Source organism: Solibacillus kalamii, from assembly GCF_002174535.1.
Classification (GTDB): Bacteria; Bacillota; Bacilli; order Bacillales_A; family Planococcaceae; genus Solibacillus; species Solibacillus silvestris.
This window is the reverse complement of record NZ_NHNT01000002.1, coordinates 385,444-405,591: the sequence shown is the minus strand read 5'-3', so window position 1 is coordinate 405,591 and position 20,148 is coordinate 385,444. Positions and strand designations below refer to the sequence as shown.

19 protein-coding genes and 3 pseudogenes are annotated in these 20,148 nt (G+C 38.7%); 4 read left to right on the top strand and 18 right to left on the bottom strand.

Annotated elements, in window-relative coordinates:
• Window positions 1-113: 113 nt before the first annotated feature.
• The 11 genes and pseudogenes from CBM15_RS05685 to trhO form a co-directional block, all read right to left on the bottom strand.
• Window positions 114-1,001 carry a signal recognition particle gene (locus tag CBM15_RS05685; RefSeq protein ID WP_087616145.1) on the bottom strand — a complete coding sequence of 296 codons (888 nt, stop codon included), beginning with the start codon at window positions 999-1,001 and terminating at the stop codon, window positions 114-116.
• Window positions 994-1,470, bottom strand: coding sequence for an RNA polymerase sigma factor (locus tag CBM15_RS05680; protein ID WP_087616143.1), 477 nt, complete (start codon window positions 1,468-1,470; stop codon window positions 994-996). The genes CBM15_RS05685 and CBM15_RS05680 overlap by 8 nt, the downstream gene beginning before the upstream one ends.
• 112 nt (window positions 1,471-1,582) lie before the next feature.
• A pseudogene (locus CBM15_RS05675) lies at window positions 1,583-2,325 on the bottom strand (SDR family NAD(P)-dependent oxidoreductase).
• A gap of 198 nt (window positions 2,326-2,523) precedes the next feature.
• Window positions 2,524-2,706 carry a hypothetical protein gene (locus CBM15_RS05670; RefSeq protein ID WP_008404313.1) on the bottom strand — a complete coding sequence of 61 codons (183 nt, stop codon included), beginning with the start codon at window positions 2,704-2,706 and terminating at the stop codon, window positions 2,524-2,526.
• Window positions 2,707-2,836: 130 nt separating this feature from the next.
• Entirely contained in the window at window positions 2,837-3,547 is a 711-nt protein-coding gene (locus CBM15_RS05665; protein ID WP_087616142.1) for a response regulator transcription factor, read from the bottom strand.
• A 238-nt stretch (window positions 3,548-3,785) separates the two neighbouring features.
• Window positions 3,786-4,439, bottom strand: a complete 654-nt coding sequence (phoU, locus tag CBM15_RS05660) for a phosphate signaling complex protein PhoU (RefSeq protein ID WP_087616140.1) — start codon at window positions 4,437-4,439, stop codon at window positions 3,786-3,788.
• A gap of 15 nt (window positions 4,440-4,454) precedes the next feature.
• Window positions 4,455-5,267: a phosphate ABC transporter ATP-binding protein PstB gene (gene pstB, locus CBM15_RS05655; RefSeq protein WP_162287365.1), complete on the bottom strand. Its 813-nt coding sequence runs from the start codon at window positions 5,265-5,267 to the stop codon at window positions 4,455-4,457.
• 16 nt (window positions 5,268-5,283) lie between these two features.
• A complete protein-coding gene (gene pstA / locus CBM15_RS05650) occupies window positions 5,284-6,108 on the bottom strand; it encodes a phosphate ABC transporter permease PstA (RefSeq protein ID WP_008404323.1) in 825 nt (274 codons plus the stop codon).
• Window position 6,109: 1 nt separating this feature from the next.
• Window positions 6,110-7,024, bottom strand: a complete 915-nt coding sequence (gene pstC, locus CBM15_RS05645) for a phosphate ABC transporter permease subunit PstC (protein ID WP_087616138.1) — start codon at window positions 7,022-7,024, stop codon at window positions 6,110-6,112.
• Between the two features lie 21 nt (window positions 7,025-7,045).
• A complete protein-coding gene (locus tag CBM15_RS05640; protein WP_087616136.1) occupies window positions 7,046-7,876 on the bottom strand; it encodes a phosphate ABC transporter substrate-binding protein in 831 nt (276 codons plus the stop codon).
• Between the two features lie 420 nt (window positions 7,877-8,296).
• Complete coding sequence (gene trhO, locus CBM15_RS05635; protein ID WP_008404327.1) at window positions 8,297-9,250, bottom strand: oxygen-dependent tRNA uridine(34) hydroxylase TrhO; 954 nt, start codon at window positions 9,248-9,250, stop codon at window positions 8,297-8,299.
• A 185-nt stretch (window positions 9,251-9,435) separates the two neighbouring features.
• Here trhO and CBM15_RS19325 point away from each other — a divergent pair, with 185 nt between their 5' ends.
• On the top strand, window positions 9,436-9,576 hold the full coding sequence (locus CBM15_RS19325; RefSeq protein WP_014823443.1) for a hypothetical protein: 141 nt from the start codon (window positions 9,436-9,438) through the stop codon (window positions 9,574-9,576).
• Window positions 9,577-9,588: 12 nt separating this feature from the next.
• Here the strand turns inward: CBM15_RS19325 and CBM15_RS05630 are convergent, their stop codons facing one another.
• Complete coding sequence (locus CBM15_RS05630) at window positions 9,589-9,951, bottom strand: VOC family protein (RefSeq protein WP_087616134.1); 363 nt, start codon at window positions 9,949-9,951, stop codon at window positions 9,589-9,591.
• A 308-nt stretch (window positions 9,952-10,259) separates the two neighbouring features.
• Here CBM15_RS05630 and CBM15_RS05625 point away from each other — a divergent pair, with 308 nt between their 5' ends.
• Window positions 10,260-10,895 (top strand): 2OG-Fe(II) oxygenase, encoded by a 636-nt coding sequence (locus CBM15_RS05625; protein WP_087616132.1) that lies wholly within the window; start codon window positions 10,260-10,262, stop codon window positions 10,893-10,895.
• Between the two features lie 55 nt (window positions 10,896-10,950).
• A complete protein-coding gene (locus CBM15_RS05620) occupies window positions 10,951-11,727 on the top strand; it encodes a YqjF family protein (protein ID WP_087616130.1) in 777 nt (258 codons plus the stop codon).
• A 73-nt stretch (window positions 11,728-11,800) separates the two neighbouring features.
• Here the strand turns inward: CBM15_RS05620 and CBM15_RS05615 are convergent.
• From CBM15_RS05615 to CBM15_RS05600, 4 genes and pseudogenes are all read right to left on the bottom strand, one after another.
• Window positions 11,801-12,943: pseudogene (locus CBM15_RS05615) on the bottom strand (vitamin B12-dependent ribonucleotide reductase); the annotation flags it as partial.
• A 57-nt stretch (window positions 12,944-13,000) separates the two neighbouring features.
• Entirely contained in the window at window positions 13,001-13,936 is a 936-nt protein-coding gene (locus tag CBM15_RS05610; protein ID WP_087616128.1) for a restriction endonuclease, read from the bottom strand.
• Between the two features lie 203 nt (window positions 13,937-14,139).
• Window positions 14,140-15,570: pseudogene (locus CBM15_RS05605) on the bottom strand (vitamin B12-dependent ribonucleotide reductase); the annotation flags it as partial.
• 263 nt (window positions 15,571-15,833) lie between these two features.
• A complete protein-coding gene (locus CBM15_RS05600; protein WP_275584019.1) occupies window positions 15,834-16,613 on the bottom strand; it encodes a lipoate--protein ligase family protein in 780 nt (259 codons plus the stop codon).
• Window positions 16,614-16,766: 153 nt separating this feature from the next.
• Here CBM15_RS05600 and CBM15_RS05595 point away from each other — a divergent pair, with 153 nt between their 5' ends.
• Window positions 16,767-17,150: a rhodanese-like domain-containing protein gene (locus CBM15_RS05595; protein WP_008404344.1), complete on the top strand. Its 384-nt coding sequence runs from the start codon at window positions 16,767-16,769 to the stop codon at window positions 17,148-17,150.
• A gap of 172 nt (window positions 17,151-17,322) precedes the next feature.
• Here the strand turns inward: CBM15_RS05595 and gcvPB are convergent, their stop codons facing one another.
• A complete protein-coding gene (gene gcvPB / locus CBM15_RS05590; protein ID WP_008404345.1) occupies window positions 17,323-18,804 on the bottom strand; it encodes an aminomethyl-transferring glycine dehydrogenase subunit GcvPB in 1,482 nt (493 codons plus the stop codon).
• Complete coding sequence (gene gcvPA, locus CBM15_RS05585; RefSeq protein WP_087616122.1) at window positions 18,797-20,143, bottom strand: aminomethyl-transferring glycine dehydrogenase subunit GcvPA; 1,347 nt, start codon at window positions 20,141-20,143, stop codon at window positions 18,797-18,799. The genes gcvPB and gcvPA overlap by 8 nt, the downstream gene beginning before the upstream one ends.
• Window positions 20,144-20,148 lie beyond the last annotated feature (5 nt).

Sequence of the window (20,148 nt, the reverse complement as noted above, 5' to 3'; positions counted from 1 at the left end):
ACCCCTTCTAGTAACTTATTAATATCGTACGGGGGAAAGCAATTGTTGTCAAAGTATTCTGAAATACACTAAAATTAAACAATCTAAAATTGGTATCCATAACTTCGATGTACTTAAATTAAGGGCCATAAAAATATATAAATATAAACACCTGCATATACTTTCACCAATACAAACTGGAATATGCGCCATTTATTTTTGCCGTGCTTTACTTCTAATAGAATATTAATAAGTGCTGTCAGCAACAAAAACGAGATGAGCACAAACAGATGTAGTTGTGGTGCGGAAATAAGTAAGATCAGGATTAATAATGTCAGAATTTCCACGACGCTTTGCGAATAGGTAGAATGCATCGGAATGTAACGTTTCGGATCATCCGGGTCACGCATCTTTTTTTTCACCTTACTCGTCGCAATCATTGCCAACGTCAGGAATACTATGCCAATAATTAAAGATAATGTTCGATCGGCCGGTTCATGTAAATTGATAATTTCCTGCAATGAATTTTCACTTAATAAATATATTTCCCCTGTATCGACATTACGATAATACGTTACTTCGCTTCCGGGGTATTCCTGTATACGCATCACCTGATCATCTTTAAAGCTTAGCCTGTAGCTTTGTTGAATATATGGGTCTTCTATTTTAATATCAGTTTGCTGAAACTGTTGCAGCGCTGTTTCAATCTCTTTTAATGTTTCTTCATTTTTCACTTTTCTCACACCAGCTTGAAAGATGGACTCTGGATTCCCTTCCCATTGCATAAAATAAACCGCTTGTAATGCACTACTATCCATATCATCAGAAGTGATTTGCTGCTTTTGTGGAAATGTACCGACTAAAAACAGCGTGATGCACGCAATCGCTATGATTACTGCCGGGATTTGCCAGTTAAAAGGTTTAGTGTTGAGGCGCTGCTGAATTTTATTGAAGTCCTCTTGCTTTTTTTCCGGATCGACATAAATTTTTTTAAGATCATTTAACTTTTCGTTTTCAAACATCGTCTTCCCCTCCTAACAGTTCCCGTAATGCCTTCAAGCCGCGTGCCGTATTATTTTTCACCTTTACTTCACTGCAGGTCAAAATCATTGCTGTTTCTTTTACCGAATATTCTTCTATATAGCGCAGCACAATCACTTCACGGTAATTCCATTTAATTTGCTGGAGTGCGGCATACAGTTTTTCATTTTCCGCATTTCGCTCGATTACTGCTTCCGGCAATTCTCCCGCTGCAACTGGCTCCGATTTCAATTGAAAAAAGCCAATAATTTTTTTTCTTCGATAATGGTCATAAACAAGGTTTCGGGCAATTTTCAATAAATAAGTCCGTTCATGCTCAGTATAATTTTTCTGATAAAAGCGGTAAAAGGTCTCCTGCAGCAAATCATGCGTTAAATCCGTATCATTTGTTAAATAACGTATGTATTTATAAACAGCGTCGTAATGCGCTTCAAAAATTTCCCGTCTCAACCTATCAGCCTCCTTACTTCTTAAAGACGATTAACGAATCATTTGGAATCACTTTTACATCATAATATAAAAAACCCCAACATTTACATGTTAGGGCTAATCATTCTATTACTTATAAATCTGAAATCATTCCACCATCAACAACGAATTGTGCACCTGTTGAATAGCTTGAATCATCAGAAGCAAGATATACGACTAAATTTGATACTTCCACTACTTCTGCTCTTCTTCTTAATGGAATGTCTTGTTCTAGTTGTTTTAAATATTCTTCAACGTCTGGCTGATCGGCCATTGGTGTTTTTATAATACCCGGGTGAACCGAATTCACACGAATATTATATTGCCCCAGCTCAGCTGCAGCACCTTTTGTCATACCCGTTACGGCATGTTTAGAAGCACTGTAAGCTATTGCTGTAGGAGCACTTACTAAACCATCAACAGACGAAATGTTTACAATTGAGCCAATACCAGCCTTTTTCATTGAAGGAAGAACTTTTTGCATTCCCAGGAAGACCCCAAGCTCGTCTATTTTAAATGTCAGTTCAAAATCTTTTACTGTGAGTTCTTCCAAAGGTTTGAAAATACCGATTCCGGCATTATTAACCAGAACATTGATCGGACCAAAAGTTTCTTCTGTTTTCGCGACTACTTCAATCCAGTTGTCTTCACTTGAAACATCCAATTTAAGCGCGATTGCATTTTCACCTAATTCATCCGCCAGTTGTTTCGACCGTCCAAATTTATATCTGTAATCGCTACTTTTGCGCCTTCTTCCACGAATTTACGAGCATGCATTGCTCCCATTCCTTGTGCAGAACCTGTAATAATTGCTACTTTCCCATCTAATTTACCCATTTAAAATTGCCCCTTTCGAAATAATGGTCTGTAAATGATTACGTATGTTATTATGTGCTCTTTGTTACAAATTAATAATACAACATAATTCAAATATCTCCAAATAAAGAGTCTTTAATTCGAGATAATTATCCAGAACTTTTTTGAATAAAAAAGAACCGAAGCAAATTTTCGTTTGCTTCGGTCTTCCCCTAACCATTACACGCCCATTTTACGACGGGTATTGCTCGTTTTTTTTGTTTGTTGACTTTTCATCTTTTTCGTTGATGTATCACCTTTTAAGTTACCTTTGTTGCCAGCTGCATTGTTTTTTTTCGCTTCCAGCTGTTGTTTCACTAATTCCTGCAGGCTTAATTTCTTTTTCTCATTTTGTTCAGACATATTCAGACCTCCTCATCCATCTACTTTTCTAAGTATAATCCGTTGCCGTCGCATTTGTAAAAGAAATGATGTAATTTACAACATAAAAAAAACATCTTGAAACAATTGATCGCTCCAAAATGTTTTTTACCTATGAACTGTACGTCACTTCCTGTGAAGGATAGTTGAAATAATAACCTAACCCGCTTTTTGTTTTGATCCACTTCGGTGAGCTCGGCTGTTCTTCAATTTTTTCGCGAAGCCTACGAATATGTACATCTACTGTACGACGATCCCCTTTTGTAAAGTCCAGTATATTAATAATCTCTTCACGTGATTTAATACTGCCCGGTTGCTCCAATAAATGAAGCAGCAGTTTAAATTCACGTTTTGTTAAAGGAATTTCCACTTCATCTTTGTACACTTTGAACATAATTAAATCTACACGGAACGGACCGATCAACATTTGGGAAATACGCTCTTGCTGCTGTAATTCCCTTTCGTATCGTTTTAAATGGATTCTTAAGCGTGTAAGCATTTCACGGAATCCAAACGGCTTTCGGATATATTCTGTGGCCCCCATTTCAAGCGCCAGCACAATATCCAATTCATCCGTACGCGCACTGATCATAATAATCGGAAAGTCATGCTCGAAGCGGACTTGACGGCAAATCTCGATTCCTTCCATATCCGGAAGCATCCAATCGAGCAGCATCGCATCCGGTTCGAATGATAGAATAGCAGCCAGTGCCTCTTTACCCGTTCGTACACATTGGACTTCATAGCAGTCCTTTACTAAATAAATATGCAGTAAATTCACTAAATTTTCGTCATCTTCAACGACTAATATTTTTTTCGTCATTAATGATTCCCCGCTTCTCTAATCAATTACGCCTCGGCGTAATTGTGTCCAGATTCGGTTTGCGCTCGCGCAAAGAATTTCTTACCGAATCTATGACATCCGCCGGAGGCATTAACTTCTTTCAGCAGGTATTTGAATACCCGATGAAAATTGACCAAAAATTATGTTAACCTCTATCTATAAATAAATGGACTCTGTGCTTACTGCTTCGCCTAAGCATAAAATCTGCTGAAGGAAGTTAATTCAAATCAAATAGCTGCCCTTTAATAAAGTAAGCTGTTGACTCCGCCATATTAGTTATATGGTCTGCTGCACGTTCGACAAAGCGGTTAATGAACAACAATTGCAATGTTTGCTCAATCTCTTGAGGGCTCTCTTTCAAATACTCAGTTAAAAGCGCATAGTTTTCATGATTATTGCGATCTACGATATCATCAAGCTCTCCAACTTCTTTTGCTAATGCGATATCCGCATCGATAAATGCCTTCATTGATTTTTTCAGCATATCCATTGCTACATTTTTCATTTCGACTAATGAAGTTTTTTCTAAAATCGTTTCTTCTTTGCTAATGCGAATCGTTGCTTTTGCTGTATTTACCGCAAAGTCTGCAATACGTTCAATATCCGAAGACATTTTAATAACACTGATAATTCGGCGCATGTCGCGGGCTACCGGCTGCTCTTTCGCCATCAGCCAAATTGCCATTTGATTAATTTCATTTTCCAGGTCATCAATATAGTTGTCCTCTTCAATGACATCCAGTGCCAACACCATATCCTGTTCCTGAAGTGCTTTAAATGCCTTTTCCATTGCAATAACCGTCATGTCGACCATTTCACCCATTTTGTCCTGCAGTTCAAGCATATTCTTTTCGAAATTTTCGCGAATCATTCCAAAATCCCCCTTTTATCCGAATCGTCCTGTTACATAATCTTCTGTACGCTCATCTTTTGGTGTGGAAAAAATAACATTTGTATCATCATATTCGATGACTTCACCATTTAAGAAGAATGCCGTCTTATCGCTAATACGCGCTGCTTGCTGCATGTTGTGCGTTACGATGACAATTGTATAGTCTTTTTTCATTTGTGTAATGAGTTCTTCTACTTTTAATGTGGAAATCGGGTCAAGTGCCGAAGTCGGCTCATCCATTAAAATAACGTCCGGCTTCATTGCGATCGCACGTGCGATACAAATACGCTGTTGCTGACCTCCTGAAAGACCTAAGGCAGAAGACTTTAGACGGTCCTTTACTTCATCCCAAATCGCTGCGCCGCGTAAAGACTCTTCAACAATTTCATTTAAGATTTTTTTGTTTTTAATTCCTTGCATGCGTGGACCATAGGCAACATTGTCGTAGATGCTCATTGGAAACAGATTTGACTTTTGGAATACCATCCCGACTCTTGTACGGAGCTTGATGACATCGCTTGATTCATATACATTTTCGCCGTCAATATGAATGTTCCCGATGACGCGTACACCGTCAATCAGATCGTTCATGCGGTTTAATGTACGTAAAAATGTTGACTTACCGCAGCCCGATGGACCGATTAATGCCGTTACTTCTTTTTCTTTAATGTCCAGGTTTACATTGAATAACGCTTGTTTATCACCATAATACAGGTTTAAATCATTTACTTTGATTTTTGTTGGTAAAGCGCCCGTAGAAGTCGTAGTTGTTTTAAATATAGATGCTTCTGAAATAGTCATAGTCATATAGGTTTCGCTCCTTTTAATAGTCCGCTTTGTTTAATTTCTTCGAGATATATGTTGCCGTTAAATTCAATACTAAAATAATGACGATTAAAACAATTCCGATTGCCGCTGCAAGTCCAATATCGCCTGCTTCCTGTGTTACTAAATAGGAGTGAACCGTTAATGTACGGGCAGATGAGAAAATACTTGATGGCATTGCCGCCACGGTACCTGCAGTCAGGAAAATCGCTGCCGATTCACCGACAATACGGCCGATCGATAAGATGATCCCTGATAAAATTCCCGGCATTGCACTTGGCAAAATAACTTTAATCAACGTTTGCAGTTTTGTTGTTCCTAGTGCCAGTGAACCTTCACGATATGTTGCCGGCACTGTTTTCAAAGCTTCTTCTGTCGTACGAATAATAACCGGTAATACGATAATCGTTAATGTTAATGATGCTGCGATAATGGACATCCCGAGCTTTAAAATCACTACGAAGAATACGGCACCGAATAAACCATAAATAATCGATGGAATCCCTGTTAAACTTTCTGTCGCATAACGAATAATACGTACAAGTCGTCCTTGCTTTGCATACTCGTGTAAATAAACGGCAGCCAAGATTCCGATTGGTGTTGCGATTAAAAGTGAAATGACAATCGTTAAAATCGTTGTGACAATCATCGGGAATATTCCGCCGCCACCTGTTGGCGAATAATCACCAAATATAAAATCAAAACTGATATAAGAAAAACCTTTATAGAAAATATAGCCAACGATTACAACTAATACGGCTACTGATACGAATGCGGAACCCCAAAGTAAGCCGCGATACATATTATCTTTAAATTGTCGCATGTTACTGAGCTCCCTTCGCTGTAATGCGTGCTAATACAAAGTTTAATATTAAGATGAATGAGAAAAGTACAATCCCTGTTGCAAACAGCATTTCCTGATGTGTTCCTGCTGCATAACCCATTTCAAGCGCGATGTTTGTCGTCAATGGACGTACACTGTCTGTCAGGCTCGTCGGGATGACCAGCGAATTCCCCGCTACTAAAATTACGGCCATCGTTTCACCTAATGCACGCCCCAGTCCAAGAACGATCGCTGCCATAATACCTGACTTTGCAGCCGGTACAACGACTTTAAAGATTGTCCCGATTTGTGAAACGCCTAGAGCCAGTGAACCTTCACGATATGTTTTCGGCACTGCACGAATCGCTGTTTCCGCTACTGTTACAATTGTCGGTAACATCATAATTGCCAGTACTAAAATAACAGCAATTAAACTTTGTCCACGTGCTAATCCTAAATTATCCTGTAAAAATGGAACGATAATCGCTAAACCGAATACACCGTATAATACTGACGGAATACCAGCCAAAAGCTGAATTGCCGGTGATACGATTTTGGCTACTGATTTCGGAGCAATTTCCGCCAGGAAAATTGCTGTTAATAATCCGATTGGTACCCCGATAACAAGTGCTCCGATCGTTGCATAAATTGACGCAACGATCATTGGGAAAATACCGAATTTATCTTCTGATGGTACCCAGTCGCTGCCAAATAGGAAGCCGAAGAAGCTATAACCGCCAGTTACGAATGGGTTTGCCCCTTTATAAAATACGAATCCTACAATTAGTAGTAAGCTCACTACTGAAAGAAGCGCACATGCTAAAAATATTTTCGATGATAAGCTTTCTAAAAAGTATTTTCGCTTATTGCCTTTACTTATTTGCTGTTCTACTTCGTTTCTGTTTTGTGTGTTCACAAATTTATCCTCCAGCACTGATTATTTCGTTAATGGAATCGCTCCAGCGGCTTCCACAATCTCTTGTCCTTCTGCAGTTAAAATGAAATCCATAAACTTCGTTGCCGCCTCCGGTACACTCTCTTTATAAACGAATAAGAATGGACGAGATAATTTATAGTTACCATCCAATACATTGCCTGCTTCTGCCTTAACGCCATTAATGTCCATCGCTGAAACAGTTTCATCAATATACTCAAATGAGATGAATCCTACAGCATGTTTGTTCATCGCAACTGTTGTTTTAATATTTCCGTTCCCGCTTGCAACAATTGCATTGCGAATCAGTTGTCCAGATTCATAGCCGACGATTTCCTGGAAGGCATCACGCGAACCAGATCCGTCCTCACGTGATACAACAACGATTTCCATATCTTTTCCGCCAACTTCTTTCCAGTTGGTAATTTCGCCTGTAAAGATTTGCTTCACTTGTTCCATCGTTAAATCTTTAACCGGATTTGATGGGTGGGCAACAACCACAATCCCGTCATACGCAATGACCAACTCCTGAATACCGGAGTCGATTTCTTCCTGTTTCAGATCACGCGATGACATCCCGATTTGTGATACATCATTGATCGCATTTGTAATCCCTGCCGATGAACCGATTTGATTTATTTCAATTTTAACGTCTTCTGTTTCTTCATATTTTGCTGCTAATTTCTCTGCTAAAGGTCCAACTGATGTAGAACCTGAAATTGTTACTAAGTCTCCGCCGCCAGAAGAGGACTCCGTAGAATCTTCATTACTGCAAGCTGCTAATACTACCATTAGAATTGTTAACCCAATGAAGTAAAATGTTTTTTTCAACATACTTCAATCCTCCATCAACATGAATGTTTTCTATCTGCTTTAACAATACATACATAAAATTAATGTCATGTATTAAACATGTAAACCTTATGTAAATTATGAAGAACACGTCTTTTTATTATGTAAAATCAATCAGTAAAGTCAGAAAATTTAAAATAAAACAGCTGATTTGTAAATATTTATGAGATTTATTAACAAATGAGAGGGATTTTTTATGAGGATTTAAATAATTATCAATGAAGGAAAATGAAATATGTCAATATTATGTTCAAAGGCTTAATGAATCATGTAAGAATTACAGAAAACAGACAATTTATGATGAATATTTAGAAAAATCTATTTACATTGCATTTACAAATGGATGTTTTGTTTACAAAAAAGAAAAATGCATCTCTATTAAGAGATGCATTAAAAAATTTATTATACTGTCGCTTCAGCTTCTAATAATTCAATCGCTTGTTGTACTTGCTCTTCCGTTAAGTTATGACGGACGATATAGCGATTACGTTCATGTTTTGTACATTCGATTGTACAGCCACCTAAATGCTTCGCTTCGTTTTCCTCTGATGCAATGATTTGCTCATTACATTCAGGGTTAGCACAATTAATGTAGCGTTCACATGGTGTCCCATCAAAGTGATCACGCCCAACAATAACATGTTCCACCTGGTTAATCGGCACTGTCAGACGCTCATCGAATACATACATTTGACCATCCCAAAGCTGACCTTTAGCAACTGGGTCTTTACCGTATGTTGCAACGCCTCCGTGCAATTGACCAACCTCTCCAAAACCTTCACGCTTCATCCAACCAGAAAATTTCTCACAGCGAATTCCGCCTGTACAATAAGTTAAAACGTTTTTACCTTCGAATAATTCACGGTTGTCACGTACCCATTGCGGAGTATCACGGAAGTTCTTTACTTCTGGACGAATTGCGCCACGGAAGTGACCGACATCATATTCATATGTGTTTCGTACATCTAGTACGACTGTGTTTTCATCTTGCATTTCTTCCAGGAATTGTTCCGGTGATAAATAGCGGCCCGTTAATTCATGCGGATTCACATCTTCTTCCAGACCTAAGTTTACAAGCTCCGGGCGTGGACGTACATGCATTTTTTTGAACGCATGGCCTTCCGCTGGATCAATTTTGAAAACAATCCCCTTAAACAATGGATGTGCTTCCATCATATCGATATAGCTTTGTGTTTGCTCAATCGTACCTGATACCGTACCGTTAATCCCTTCATGGGCTACTAAAATACGTCCTTTTAAACCAATTTCCTTACATGCAGCTAAATGCTCTTCTGAAAAAGCAGCTGGATCTTCAATCGTTGTGTAATGATAATACAATAGTACTTGATAATTCATTTTTTTCACCTATCATTCAATATATTTGCAGGATATACCTGATAGTTTAAAACTACCTTACAATGATACGCGATTTCCGATAAATTTACCATCATTAATTAGGCGGAGCTTATTAGAAATAATTAACTATTCTTTTCAAGATTAGTATAATAGATGAAATATGAATCAGAATGGAGAGATTTTAAATGGGCTTTTTCAGCTTTGCACTTTTAGTCATCATTACATTTACCGCTTTGGCGATTGAGAGGATTTTAAAAGATATACGAACGCAGAATAACGAAATCATTGAACTATTATCAAAAAGTGATGCGGATAAACAAGAGTGAACCTGCAATCGATTAAATCGGTTGGATCATCTCCACTCTATTTCCGAAAGGGTCTCTAAATTCAAACCGTTCATAATGAGGAATAGGTACTGAATCCAAGATCTCAATATCATGTTCCATCAATATTTTTTTCCAATAAGAAATAGCTTCAACTTCGTAGGCAAGATGTGCTTTAGTTGTAAGCCGATTAAAGCCTTCTTCTGTCCCTACATGTACTTCCTGATTCCCTACTTGCAGCCAAAAGCCACCTCGCCCTTGTAGTGCAGAAGGTTTTGAAATTTCATTTAGACCTAATACTTTGCAGTAAAACTCTTTCCCTGCTTCCTCAGTACCTGGTGGAATTGTTATTTGTGCATGATGTAATCCAACAATCATTTGCTTTCCTCCATTTCTTCCTCTTCTTCCATTATCTTACTTCAATTATGACATAAATAAAATGATAGGTTATTTATGTAATTCAATAATTTTTTCTTATCCTTCTTAACTGCTCATTTAATTTTTTACAAATACTAGAACTTAGGGATCAGGCATAAAATTTTTTTAATATATTCCTGCTACTTAAATACCATTAAATTGAATTAAATGGTATAATATGTATCGGAGTAGAAATACATTCTTTTCATCATATAAGGGTGAGAGTGTTTTTGTACTAACTTAGAAGCCATTGCGGAAGGATATAACATATGACAACAGAAGTTTCCATTTTACCTATTCAATCTGTTTATTCAATTGACAATCGAACGATAACAGCAGAAGTTCTGCATGAAGAACCGCTCATTGTAAAGTTTTTAAATGTTTTAAGTGATGAGGAATGCCAGAATTTAATCGATTGTGCTTCTTCGCGTTTGGAAAGATCCAAATTAGCAAAAAAAGAGATAAGTTCAATTCGTACGAGCAGTGGTATGTTTTTTGAGGAAAATGAAAATCCGCTTATTTCCGAAATTGAAAAACGGATTAGCAGCCTGATGCACCTTCCAATCGAACATGCTGAGGGTCTACAAGTTTTACATTATGAACCGGGTCAGGAATTTAAACCACATTTTGATTTTTTTGGACCGAATCACCCTTCGAGCAGTAATAATCGCATTAGCACGTTAGTAGTCTACTTAAATGATGTGGAAGAAGGAGGCGTTACTACGTTTCCGAATTTAGGTATTGTAAATGTACCAAAGAAAGGTACAGCGGTTTACTTTGAATATTTCTACAATGATCAAAAATTAAATGAACTTACCCTTCATTCTGGTGAGCCAGTAATACAAGGCGAAAAATGGGTTGCTACTCAATGGATGCGGAAAAAACAAATCCGCGAACGTTTATAAGTCAAAATGAAGGAAATTATATAAAATACGATTGATGTGAAAGAAGTGACTTGCTATGGAGGAACTCCCAAACATACAAGAAAACAAATGGGATGACAGCCATCGCCCTTGGCCGCTGCCAAATTTACCGTGGGGAATGAAGCAAACATGGAGCGATCTGTTATTCGCCCATTATCCGGTGAAATACGAGGTTTTACGGAAGTTAGTTCCAGAATCGCTGGAAGTAGATACTTATGAAGGTGTGTGCTGGGTTGGGGTTGTCCCTTTTCGTATGTCAGGTGTGAGGTTTCGAGGGTTGCCGCCAATTCCCGGTACCGCTGAATTTCCGGAACTGAATGTGCGTACCTATGTGACGATTGATGGAAAGCCCGGCGTATACTTTTTCAGTTTGGATGCGGATAATTGGCCGGCTGTAAAAGGTGCCCGCACATTTTTCCATTTACCGTATCACTATGCAAAGATGGATATTAAAAACTTTGGTGATACAGTACTGTTTGAAAGCAAAAGGCAAAATCGATCAGACATTGTATTCGCGGGTAGCTATAAACCTGTTTCCGCACCATTTATTGCGGTAAAAGGTTCCTTTGAAGAATGGATGACCGAGCGTTACTGCTTCTACACATTAAATGCTTCAGGTCTCCCGGTACGCTGTGATATTTTGCACCACCCATGGATTTTACAAGAAGCAGAAGGTGAAATTACCCTTAATACAACGCTGTCCAAGCAAGGGATTATTGTGGAAAGTGATCAGCCGATCCTGCATTTTTCAAAAAAAATCGACGTTCGTGCATGGCCATTAGTACATCCTGCTACCGGACGATTGCATTTTTAAATAATGGGAAGATCGTCAACTTTTCCGAAAAGCAAAAACGCAACCCATATTATATGAGTTGCGTTTCTTTATTTTATAAACCGCATTTCAGCTGTGCACCACAGTTTGTACATGTGTTGCACCCGCCCATTTCTTCTACCGTACCTTGACGGCAAACCGGGCATGTATTGCCAACTTCCGAACCAATTGTCACGTCTGTATCTGTTAATGGTTTAATTGTATCCACTAGCACAACTTGACGCTTCACTTGGTCTTCTGATTGTTTTAATTCTTCAAATTCCAATTGCTCATCTGAATTTGCCTCTTCAGCTTTTAATGTTAATACTTGTGTGTCACGAGATCCATCGACATACACTGTACCACCCTTTGCACCGCCGCGGTATAGACGCTCGTACACTTTTTGCACTTGCTCTACTCCATAGCCTTTTGGCGCATTTACTGTTTTGGAAATAGATGAATCAATCCAGTTTTGAATAATACATTGAACATCTGCATGGGCTTCCGCAGAAAGCTCCATTGAAGATTTGAACCAGTCCGGTAAGTTATTTTCATCCACACCCGGGTTGGCATCTAAATATTCTTTTACGATTTCAGCTTTTACTTCAATAAACTTCCCTAGACGACCTGAACGGTAGTAAGTGAAGCTGAAGTAAGGTTCAAGCCCTGTTGCAACTCCGACCATTGTACCTGTAGATCCAGTTGGCGCCACCGTCAATAAATGCGAATTACGAATACCATTTGCCACAATATTTTCGCGAATATGCTGTGGCATTTTTTTCATGAAACCTGTGTTAATAAATGCTTCACGCAAACGTGCTGTTTCTGCTTCTGTCTGTCCTTCAAGGAATGGGAAGCTGCCGCGCTCTGTAGCCAGTTCAACCGACTCTTCATATGCTGCAACCGCAATTGTCTTGAAGATTTCATCGACTAGCGCATTACCTTCTTCAGAACCGTACTCTTTTTCACAGTAAATCAATAGATCGGCAAGGCCCATTACACCAAGCCCAACTCGACGTTCACCAAGTGCCTGCTTTTTGTTTTCTTCCAGGAAGTACGGTGTTGCATCGATAACATTATCCTGCATACGTACGCCAACTTTGACCGTTTTGCGCAATGCATCAAAATCAACTGTTTTCGTTTCTTTGTTTGCAAACTTCGCCAAGTTAACGGCAGCCAAGTTACAAACGGAATATGGTGCTAATGGTTGTTCCAAATTTTTGTTAACCCCTAGGCTTTTTATCCTAAGGTTCTTACACTTGTCATTCGTGCAAGTTCAGCATACATTTTCATTGCAAATACTCTTCATAAACTTAAGTAACTCTTTTCTACCGCAATCTTTTCCAAAAATAGCTTTAGAAATAATTCTTAAATCTTTAATCCCATATTTTAATTCAATTTCTCTTAGTAGTGGATCTATCGTTGGCTTAATTTTATTAAAAGGTGCTTTTTCAACGATTTCATTATTTTCAATTGTCCAGGCGATAACATACTTTTTAATTTCTTGATGCAATAATAACTGCTTGTTTATTGATGCTTCTGTTGCTAATTTAATCGCTACAGATCCTGAACATGTTCTACTGCAATATTTTTGTATTGATGTTTCAAGTGCAATAAATGGTTTGTAACAATGTAAGCATTCTCTTTCAACCCTTCGAACTTTAATAAATCCTTTTTTCATACCACTTTTTTTCAAACCTTCAATCATTTTCAGTTTTGAGATACTATCAGTTTCCCACAACAACTTGGTATGTGCTCCAATCTTCTTCTTAGTAGAATCATTGTGCTTCATCTGATAATGTCCATTTAAAGCTCCAAATGCAGCTTTATTAATAGTTGTATGATCTGAGTTGATCCATTCTGTAATGACTGAGTTAAGAGAAAAAGGTAAGGGTTTATACAGTTCTAAAAGTTCTTTATATGAGATTACATCAACATCGTAGCCATAATGTTCACTAATAATTTTCAAGTCAGTTTTTGCCTGTTCAATTGCTTTTTTATTTCTCGATTTTATTTCCACTATTTTCTTTATTGAATTATTTGGATTTAAGATAAAAAAATCTGGTTTATAAAGTTTATATCCTAAATTAAATACTTGTATTTCAAATTCCCATTTTATTTTATAAAAATCAAGATATTTTGCATAAGCATATTCATAGGAACTTCTCAAATATACATTTTTATAAAATCCAGCATAGCCTCTATTAGCCATAACTTCACCTCATAAATATATTTGAGTCAAAAGATTTAATTTAGTTGCAATGTCGCGGTCTCGTGGATAGATTATATTCTCAAATGATGAGGTTCACTATCTATGCGTTGCCCCTGACGAACATTTTACAATTCGTCTTCGGTTCGGATTAGCATTTCAGCCTTCCCGCTTCATCCCGCGATGTTTAACGTGAGGCGAACTCCACCACACGGATTTGTCGCAACAACTTTCTGACCGTACGCTTTTGCGTTTGTCATGTCGTTTGCGTTATCAATGAAGAAAATACCCGGTTCTGCTGCATATGTTGCGCAGACGTTGATTAAATTCCACAGTTCTTTTGCTTTGATTGTGCGATACGTTCGAACTGGGTAACCAAGTTTCTCCCATTCACGAACGTCACCGACTTCATGCCATTTCTCGTTGTAATCCAGCATTTGTGCAGGTGTGTAGTTTTCTACATCCGGGAAGCGTAATTCGAAGACCTCATCGTTTTCCACAGCATCCATAAACTCTTTCGTTAATGTAACCGAAATATTTGCACCTGTTAAGAAATCCGGATTATGGACTGAGTACGTTCCGCCATCGCGTAGCTTCGTTTCAGCGTCACGAATAATCGCTTCGTTAAATCCGCCAAAACCTTCAATATTTTTATAGTTCACAATACCTTGATACATCGCATCTTCCTGCTGTGTTAAAGGCTTGAATTTCAATTTTTCTTTTGCTAGACGAATAATTGATTCATCTTCTGTATTCTCAATTAAGTAACGGAGAATACGCGGATTTTGCATTTTTGAAATGATAAATTCCACAATATCCGGATGCCAATCTGCCAGCATAATCATTTGAGCACCTCGGCGACTCCCACCTTGCTCAACAAGGTGTGTCAACTTGGCAATATCGTCAAGCCAGCTTACAGATCCGCTTGATTTACCGTTTACACCGCGCGCCAATGTGTTGCGCGGGCGAAGTGTCGATCCGTTCGTCCCAACTCCACCGCCGCGGCTCATAATTTCCATTACCTGCTTACGGTGATCACTGATGCCTTCGCGCGAATCAGCGACAAATGGCATTACATAACAGTTGAAGAATGTTACTTCTGTTTCCGAACCTGCCCCATAAATTACACGGCCTGCAGGGATAAAATTCATTGACACAAGCTCTTCGTAAAACTTTCCGAACCATTCTTTGCGCTTTTCTTCTGTTTTCTCAACTGAAGCTAAGCCTGTTGCATTACGTTTTGCAATTTGCTCATAAAAAATTTCGAGCGGCTTTTCAATAATATCCAATGAGCGTTCAATAATACCCGTCTCTTGTTCTTCGCCTTCCAATACATGACGGTAATCTTCATCAATTTTAATAAGAGCGGTATTCTTTTCCGGATTAATCGAATGAATAATGCCAAGTCCACGCGCCGGGAATTTCGGATCTTGTTTCACTGTCAAAACAACAAAATCCCCTGTTTTTAATGTTTTCTTTTCCGTATCTTTAAAAGAATAACGGTCAATCATAACAAGACGTGATACACCTTTATGCGTAATATGCATATCCGGTGTAATCGGGTGCACTTGAGGAAATTGCTCAATATCTTGATTTAATTGATTGACTTGGATGGATTGTTCTAAAACACTTGCCACCGCGTAAGCCCCCCTTTGGACGATTTAATAATTTTAAGATTCCCTTCACGAATGTAAACTAAACACATTTTATACCATATATTGTGCTTATTTATTAAATACCATTCTATATGTTGGGTTATATAATTACACTTAAAAAAGATTACAATAAATCTTTTTTTCAAACAAGGGGTTGATTTTTTTTAGTTTTTGTTAAATCCACCTATACCAACGTTTCGAGTATAAAAATTTTTTTATAAAAAATCAAAACACACGTTCGCAATCTATTTTTTGAAATTCCATTCATCTGTTAAATATTTATTTTGCATTAACTGTTCTACATATTGTGTTTGCTGCTCCGTTAATTCATAAGGAATCAGTTCTATATCCAAAGCTGTCTCAAACCCTTTAGAAAATGCATTCACACATTGCTCGATTGTAAATGGCGTATCGACAAACTGATTCATCGCAACGGCTTTCTCGGGTAATTTTTTCCGCATTTTTTCTTTAGCTTCGGCTGTAGCAAAATTAAACACTGAAAGCAGCAGCTCTTCGTTCAGGTCCAATAAAATGGCTCCATGCTGCAAAATTACGCCTTTTTGACGTGTTTGTGCACTGCCCGCTACTTTTTTTCCTTCAACTACTAGCTCATACCAGCTTGGTGCATCAAAACAAACCGCGCTTTTCGGTTTCTTTAAATCATCCAGTTGTTCTTTCGTCTCCGGCACACTAAAATAAGCGTCCAACCCTAATAGACGGAACCCTTGTAAAATTCCTTCGCTAATGACACGGTATGCCTCTGTAACAGTCTCAGGCATATTCGGGTAGCTCTCTGTCACAATCACTGAATATGTAAGCTCCTGGTCATGTAAAACAGCACGTCCGCCTGTAGGACGACGAATGAAACCTAAATTTTGCTTTTTTACGGCTTCTAAATTAATATCTTTATGTACTTGCTGAAAATAACCGATTGATAATGTTGCAGGATTCCACTCGTAAAAACGAATAACCGGCGGGATTTCCCCTTGGCTATGCCAATCTAGTAACGCTTCATCTAATGCCATATTATAGGCTGGGCTGCATGGCCCCGAATTTATAAAATACCATTGTTTTTTCACAATTTCTCGCCTCCACCAATTCATTTTAACAAACTCGCTCGACTAACTCTAGTTCATCTCTTATAATAGTAAGTACAGAAAGAAAGGGGCAATATCGCAGTGACAATTTTATATACGATACTAATAATTTTAGTAGTCATCGTTGCTTACGTAGTAATCAACTCTATGCGCTTAAAAAAATCCGTTACAAATTTAACACAGGAGCAATTTATCGAAGGCTACCGTAAAGCCCAATTAATCGATTTACGCGAACCTAAAGAATTTGAAGCAGGACATATTTTAGGTGCACGAAACATTCCGATGACGCAACTTAATACACGTCATAAAGAAATCCGACCAGACCTGCCTGTATACCTTTACTGCCAAAACTCTGGCCGTAGTGCACGAGCAGCGCTGACATTAAAGAAAAAAGGCTATAGCCAACTGTATCAGTTACAAGGTGGATTTAAAACTTGGACAGGTAAAGTTAAATCGAAAAACTAATCTTAAAAGTTCTCTACAGTGTAGAGGGCTTTTTAAATTTCACTCACCGGCAGTATCATTCCTAATTGTCTGTTTTTCAGTAGTTTCTTCCATTATATACTGACACGTTAGAAGTCTAACCTTATTCAAAGAAAAAAGGTCAGAAAACAGCTCTGACCTTTTTTGTCACAATTTATGAAATTGTGACTTCTTCTTTTTTAGTATAACGTAACACCGGTGTACGGGCAGCACGTGTTTCGTCTAAACGGCTGATTACTGTAGTATGCGGTGCTTCTTGAACGATCGATGGGTTATCGATTGTTTCTTGAGCAATTTGAATCATTGCATCACAGAATGCGTCCAATGTTTCTTTCGATTCTGTTTCTGTTGGCTCGATCATAATCCCCTCTTCCACGTTTAACGGGAAGTAAACTGTTGGTGGATGGTAGCCAAAGTCCAGAAGGCGTTTTGCGATATCCAATGTACGAACACCTAATTTTTTCTGACGACGGCCTGATAACACGAATTCGTGCTTACAGTGACGGTCATACGGTAAATCAAAGTGCTCTTCCAAGCGGCGCATCATATAGTTTGCATTTAATACAGCATATTCTGTTACAGCCTTTAAGCCATCTGGACCCATTGAACGGATATACGTATATGCACGGACATTAATGCCGAAGTTTCCGTAGTATGGTTTCACACGACCGATTGATTGTGGACGGTTATAGTCGAAGTGGAAAGTGCCATCTTCTTTTTTCACTAATACCGGCTTAGGCAGGAATGGAATTAAATCCGCTTTTACTCCTACAGGACCTGAACCTGGACCACCGCCACCGTGTGGACCTGTAAATGTTTTGTGTAAGTTTAAGTGAACACAGTCAAAGCCCATATCGCCAGGACGTGCTTTACTCATAACAGCGTTTAAGTTTGCGCCGTCATAGTACACTTTACCGCCGACACCGTGCACGATTTCAGCCATTTCTAAAATGTTTTCTTCAAATAAACCTAAAGTGTTCGGGTTTGTCAGCATTAATGCTGCTGTATCCGGACCGACAACACGGCGTAAATCTTCAAGATCTACTAAGCCGTCATCACCTGATTTAATTGTGATTGTTTCAAAGCCTGCAACTGTAGCAGAAGCCGGGTTTGTACCGTGAGCCGAATCCGGTACGATTACTTTGTTACGGTGACCTTCACCATTTGCCTCATGGAAAGCACGGATCATCATTAATGCTGTCCATTCACCATGTGCGCCTGCTGCTGGCTGTAATGTTACTTCATCCATACCTGTAATTTCCTGAAGGGATGTTTGAAGATCATATAATAATTCCATTGCACCTTGTACTGTTGACTCATCCTGTAATGGGTGAACATTGGCAAAACCAGCGTAGCGTGCAACCGTTTCATTGATTTTCGGATTGTATTTCATCGTACATGAACCAAGCGGGTAGAACCCTGAGTCTACACCATGGTTACGGCGTGAAAGTGCTGTATAGTGACGCATAATATCTAATTCTGCAACTTCCGGCAGTTCAGCCGCTTCTTGACGTACTAACTCTTTTGGAAGCAGTTCTTCAAGATCAAAATCAGGAACATCCAATGGCTCTAAGTTGTAGCCGACACGACCTGGTTTTGTAATTTCGAAAATGAGTGATTGGTTTTCGTTATGCATTGTAAGCCCCCATTTCTGCAACTAATTGCTCGATTTCTTCTTTTGTACGGATTTCCGTAACAGCAATGAGTGCATGATTTTCTAATTCAGAATAAACACGACCTAAGTCAAAACCGCCGATAATGCCTTTTTCGATTAATGCTTTGTTTAGCTCTGTCACATTATGATTTGTCTTAACGACGATTTCGTTGAAGTGTGCGCCTTGATAAACAACTTCAAAACCAGCTGCTTCAAAGGCATTTTTAGCAAAGCGTGTCTTCACGATATTTTGTTTCGCCATTTCCTGCATACCTTGTTTGCCAAGAGCTGTCATTGCTACTGAAGAAGCAAGTGCAAGTAATGCCTGGTTAGAACAAATATTAGATGTCGCTTTGTCGCGACGGATGTGCTGCTCACGCGCTTGTAATGTTAATACATAACCACGGCGACCCTCTTGGTCTACTGTTTCCCCAACAAGACGGCCAGGTACTTTACGCATTAATTTATTCGTTACCGCGAAATAGCCACAGTGTGGACCACCGAAAGCTTCAGCAATTCCGAATACCTGTGCATCCCCAACTGTAATATCGGCACCTAATTTTCCTGGAGGTGTTAATACGCCAAGAGCTAACGGGTTAGCAGATACGATAAATAATCCTTTTGCATCATGTGTAATGTCTGCAAGCGGCTGTAAGTTTTCAATTTGACCAAAGAAGTTTGGATATTGAACAATAACACCTGCTGTTTGATCATCGATTAAGCCTTTTAATGCTTCGATGTCTGTCACACCGTCTTTTGAAGGAATAGTAACAACTTCAATTGATTGTCCTGTTGCATACATTTTCACAACATCGTGATATTCTGGATGGACAGCTCCTGAAACGAGTAATTTACCCCGACGTGTATGGCCTGCAGCAAGCATACCTGCTTCTGCCAATGCCGTACCGCCATCGTACATAGAAGAGTTTGCAATATCCATACCTGTCAGTTCCGCAATCATCGTTTGGAATTCAAAAATAGCTTGAAGTTCACCTTGAGAAATTTCCGGCTGATAAGGTGTGTAGGCTGTATAAAACTCTGAACGTGAAATAACGTGATCGACAATTACCGGTTTATAGTGATTGTAGACTCCTGCACCTAAAAATGAGACATTACTTGCTGTATCTTTATTTTTTGAAGCTAGTTGTGCCAGTTCTTTCATTAAAGCGGCTTCAGACTTTGCAGGTTTAATATTGTAGCTTCCTTGGAAGCGAACTTTTTCAGGAATATCCTCGAAAAGTTCATCAATTGTCGCAACCCCGATACGGTCTAACATTTCTTGTTTATCTTGTTCCGTCATTGGTAAATAACGATGTTTCATTGTTA

Bases quoted from the DNA above. Each gene is read 5' to 3' on its own strand.
- CBM15_RS05685 (WP_087616145.1), bottom strand. From the start codon at position 1,001: ATGTTTGAAAACGAAAAGTTAAATGATCTTAAAAAAATTTATGTCGAT.
- CBM15_RS05670 (WP_008404313.1), bottom strand. From the start codon at position 2,706: ATGTCTGAACAAAATGAGAAAAAGAAATTAAGCCTGCAGGAATTAGTG.
- CBM15_RS05665 (WP_087616142.1), bottom strand. From the start codon at position 3,547: ATGACGAAAAAAATATTAGTCGTTGAAGATGACGAAAATTTAGTGAAT.
- phoU (WP_087616140.1), bottom strand. From the start codon at position 4,439: ATGATTCGCGAAAATTTCGAAAAGAATATGCTTGAACTGCAGGACAAA.
- pstB (WP_162287365.1), bottom strand. From the start codon at position 5,267: ATGACTATGACTATTTCAGAAGCATCTATATTTAAAACAACTACGACT.
- pstA (WP_008404323.1), bottom strand. From the start codon at position 6,108: ATGCGACAATTTAAAGATAATATGTATCGCGGCTTACTTTGGGGTTCC.
- CBM15_RS05640 (WP_087616136.1), bottom strand. From the start codon at position 7,876: ATGTTGAAAAAAACATTTTACTTCATTGGGTTAACAATTCTAATGGTA.
- trhO (WP_008404327.1), bottom strand. From the start codon at position 9,250: ATGAATTATCAAGTACTATTGTATTATCATTACACAACGATTGAAGAT.
- CBM15_RS19325 (WP_014823443.1), top strand. From the start codon at position 9,436: ATGGGCTTTTTCAGCTTTGCACTTTTAGTCATCATTACATTTACCGCT.
- CBM15_RS05630 (WP_087616134.1), bottom strand. From the start codon at position 9,951: ATGATTGTTGGATTACATCATGCACAAATAACAATTCCACCAGGTACT.
- CBM15_RS05625 (WP_087616132.1), top strand. From the start codon at position 10,260: ATGACAACAGAAGTTTCCATTTTACCTATTCAATCTGTTTATTCAATT.
- CBM15_RS05620 (WP_087616130.1), top strand. From the start codon at position 10,951: ATGGAGGAACTCCCAAACATACAAGAAAACAAATGGGATGACAGCCAT.
- CBM15_RS05610 (WP_087616128.1), bottom strand. From the start codon at position 13,936: ATGGCTAATAGAGGCTATGCTGGATTTTATAAAAATGTATATTTGAGA.
- CBM15_RS05600 (WP_275584019.1), bottom strand. From the start codon at position 16,613: ATGGCATTAGATGAAGCGTTACTAGATTGGCATAGCCAAGGGGAAATC.
- gcvPB (WP_008404345.1), bottom strand. From the start codon at position 18,804: ATGCATAACGAAAACCAATCACTCATTTTCGAAATTACAAAACCAGGT.
- gcvPA (WP_087616122.1), bottom strand. From the start codon at position 20,143: ATGAAACATCGTTATTTACCAATGACGGAACAAGATAAACAAGAAATG.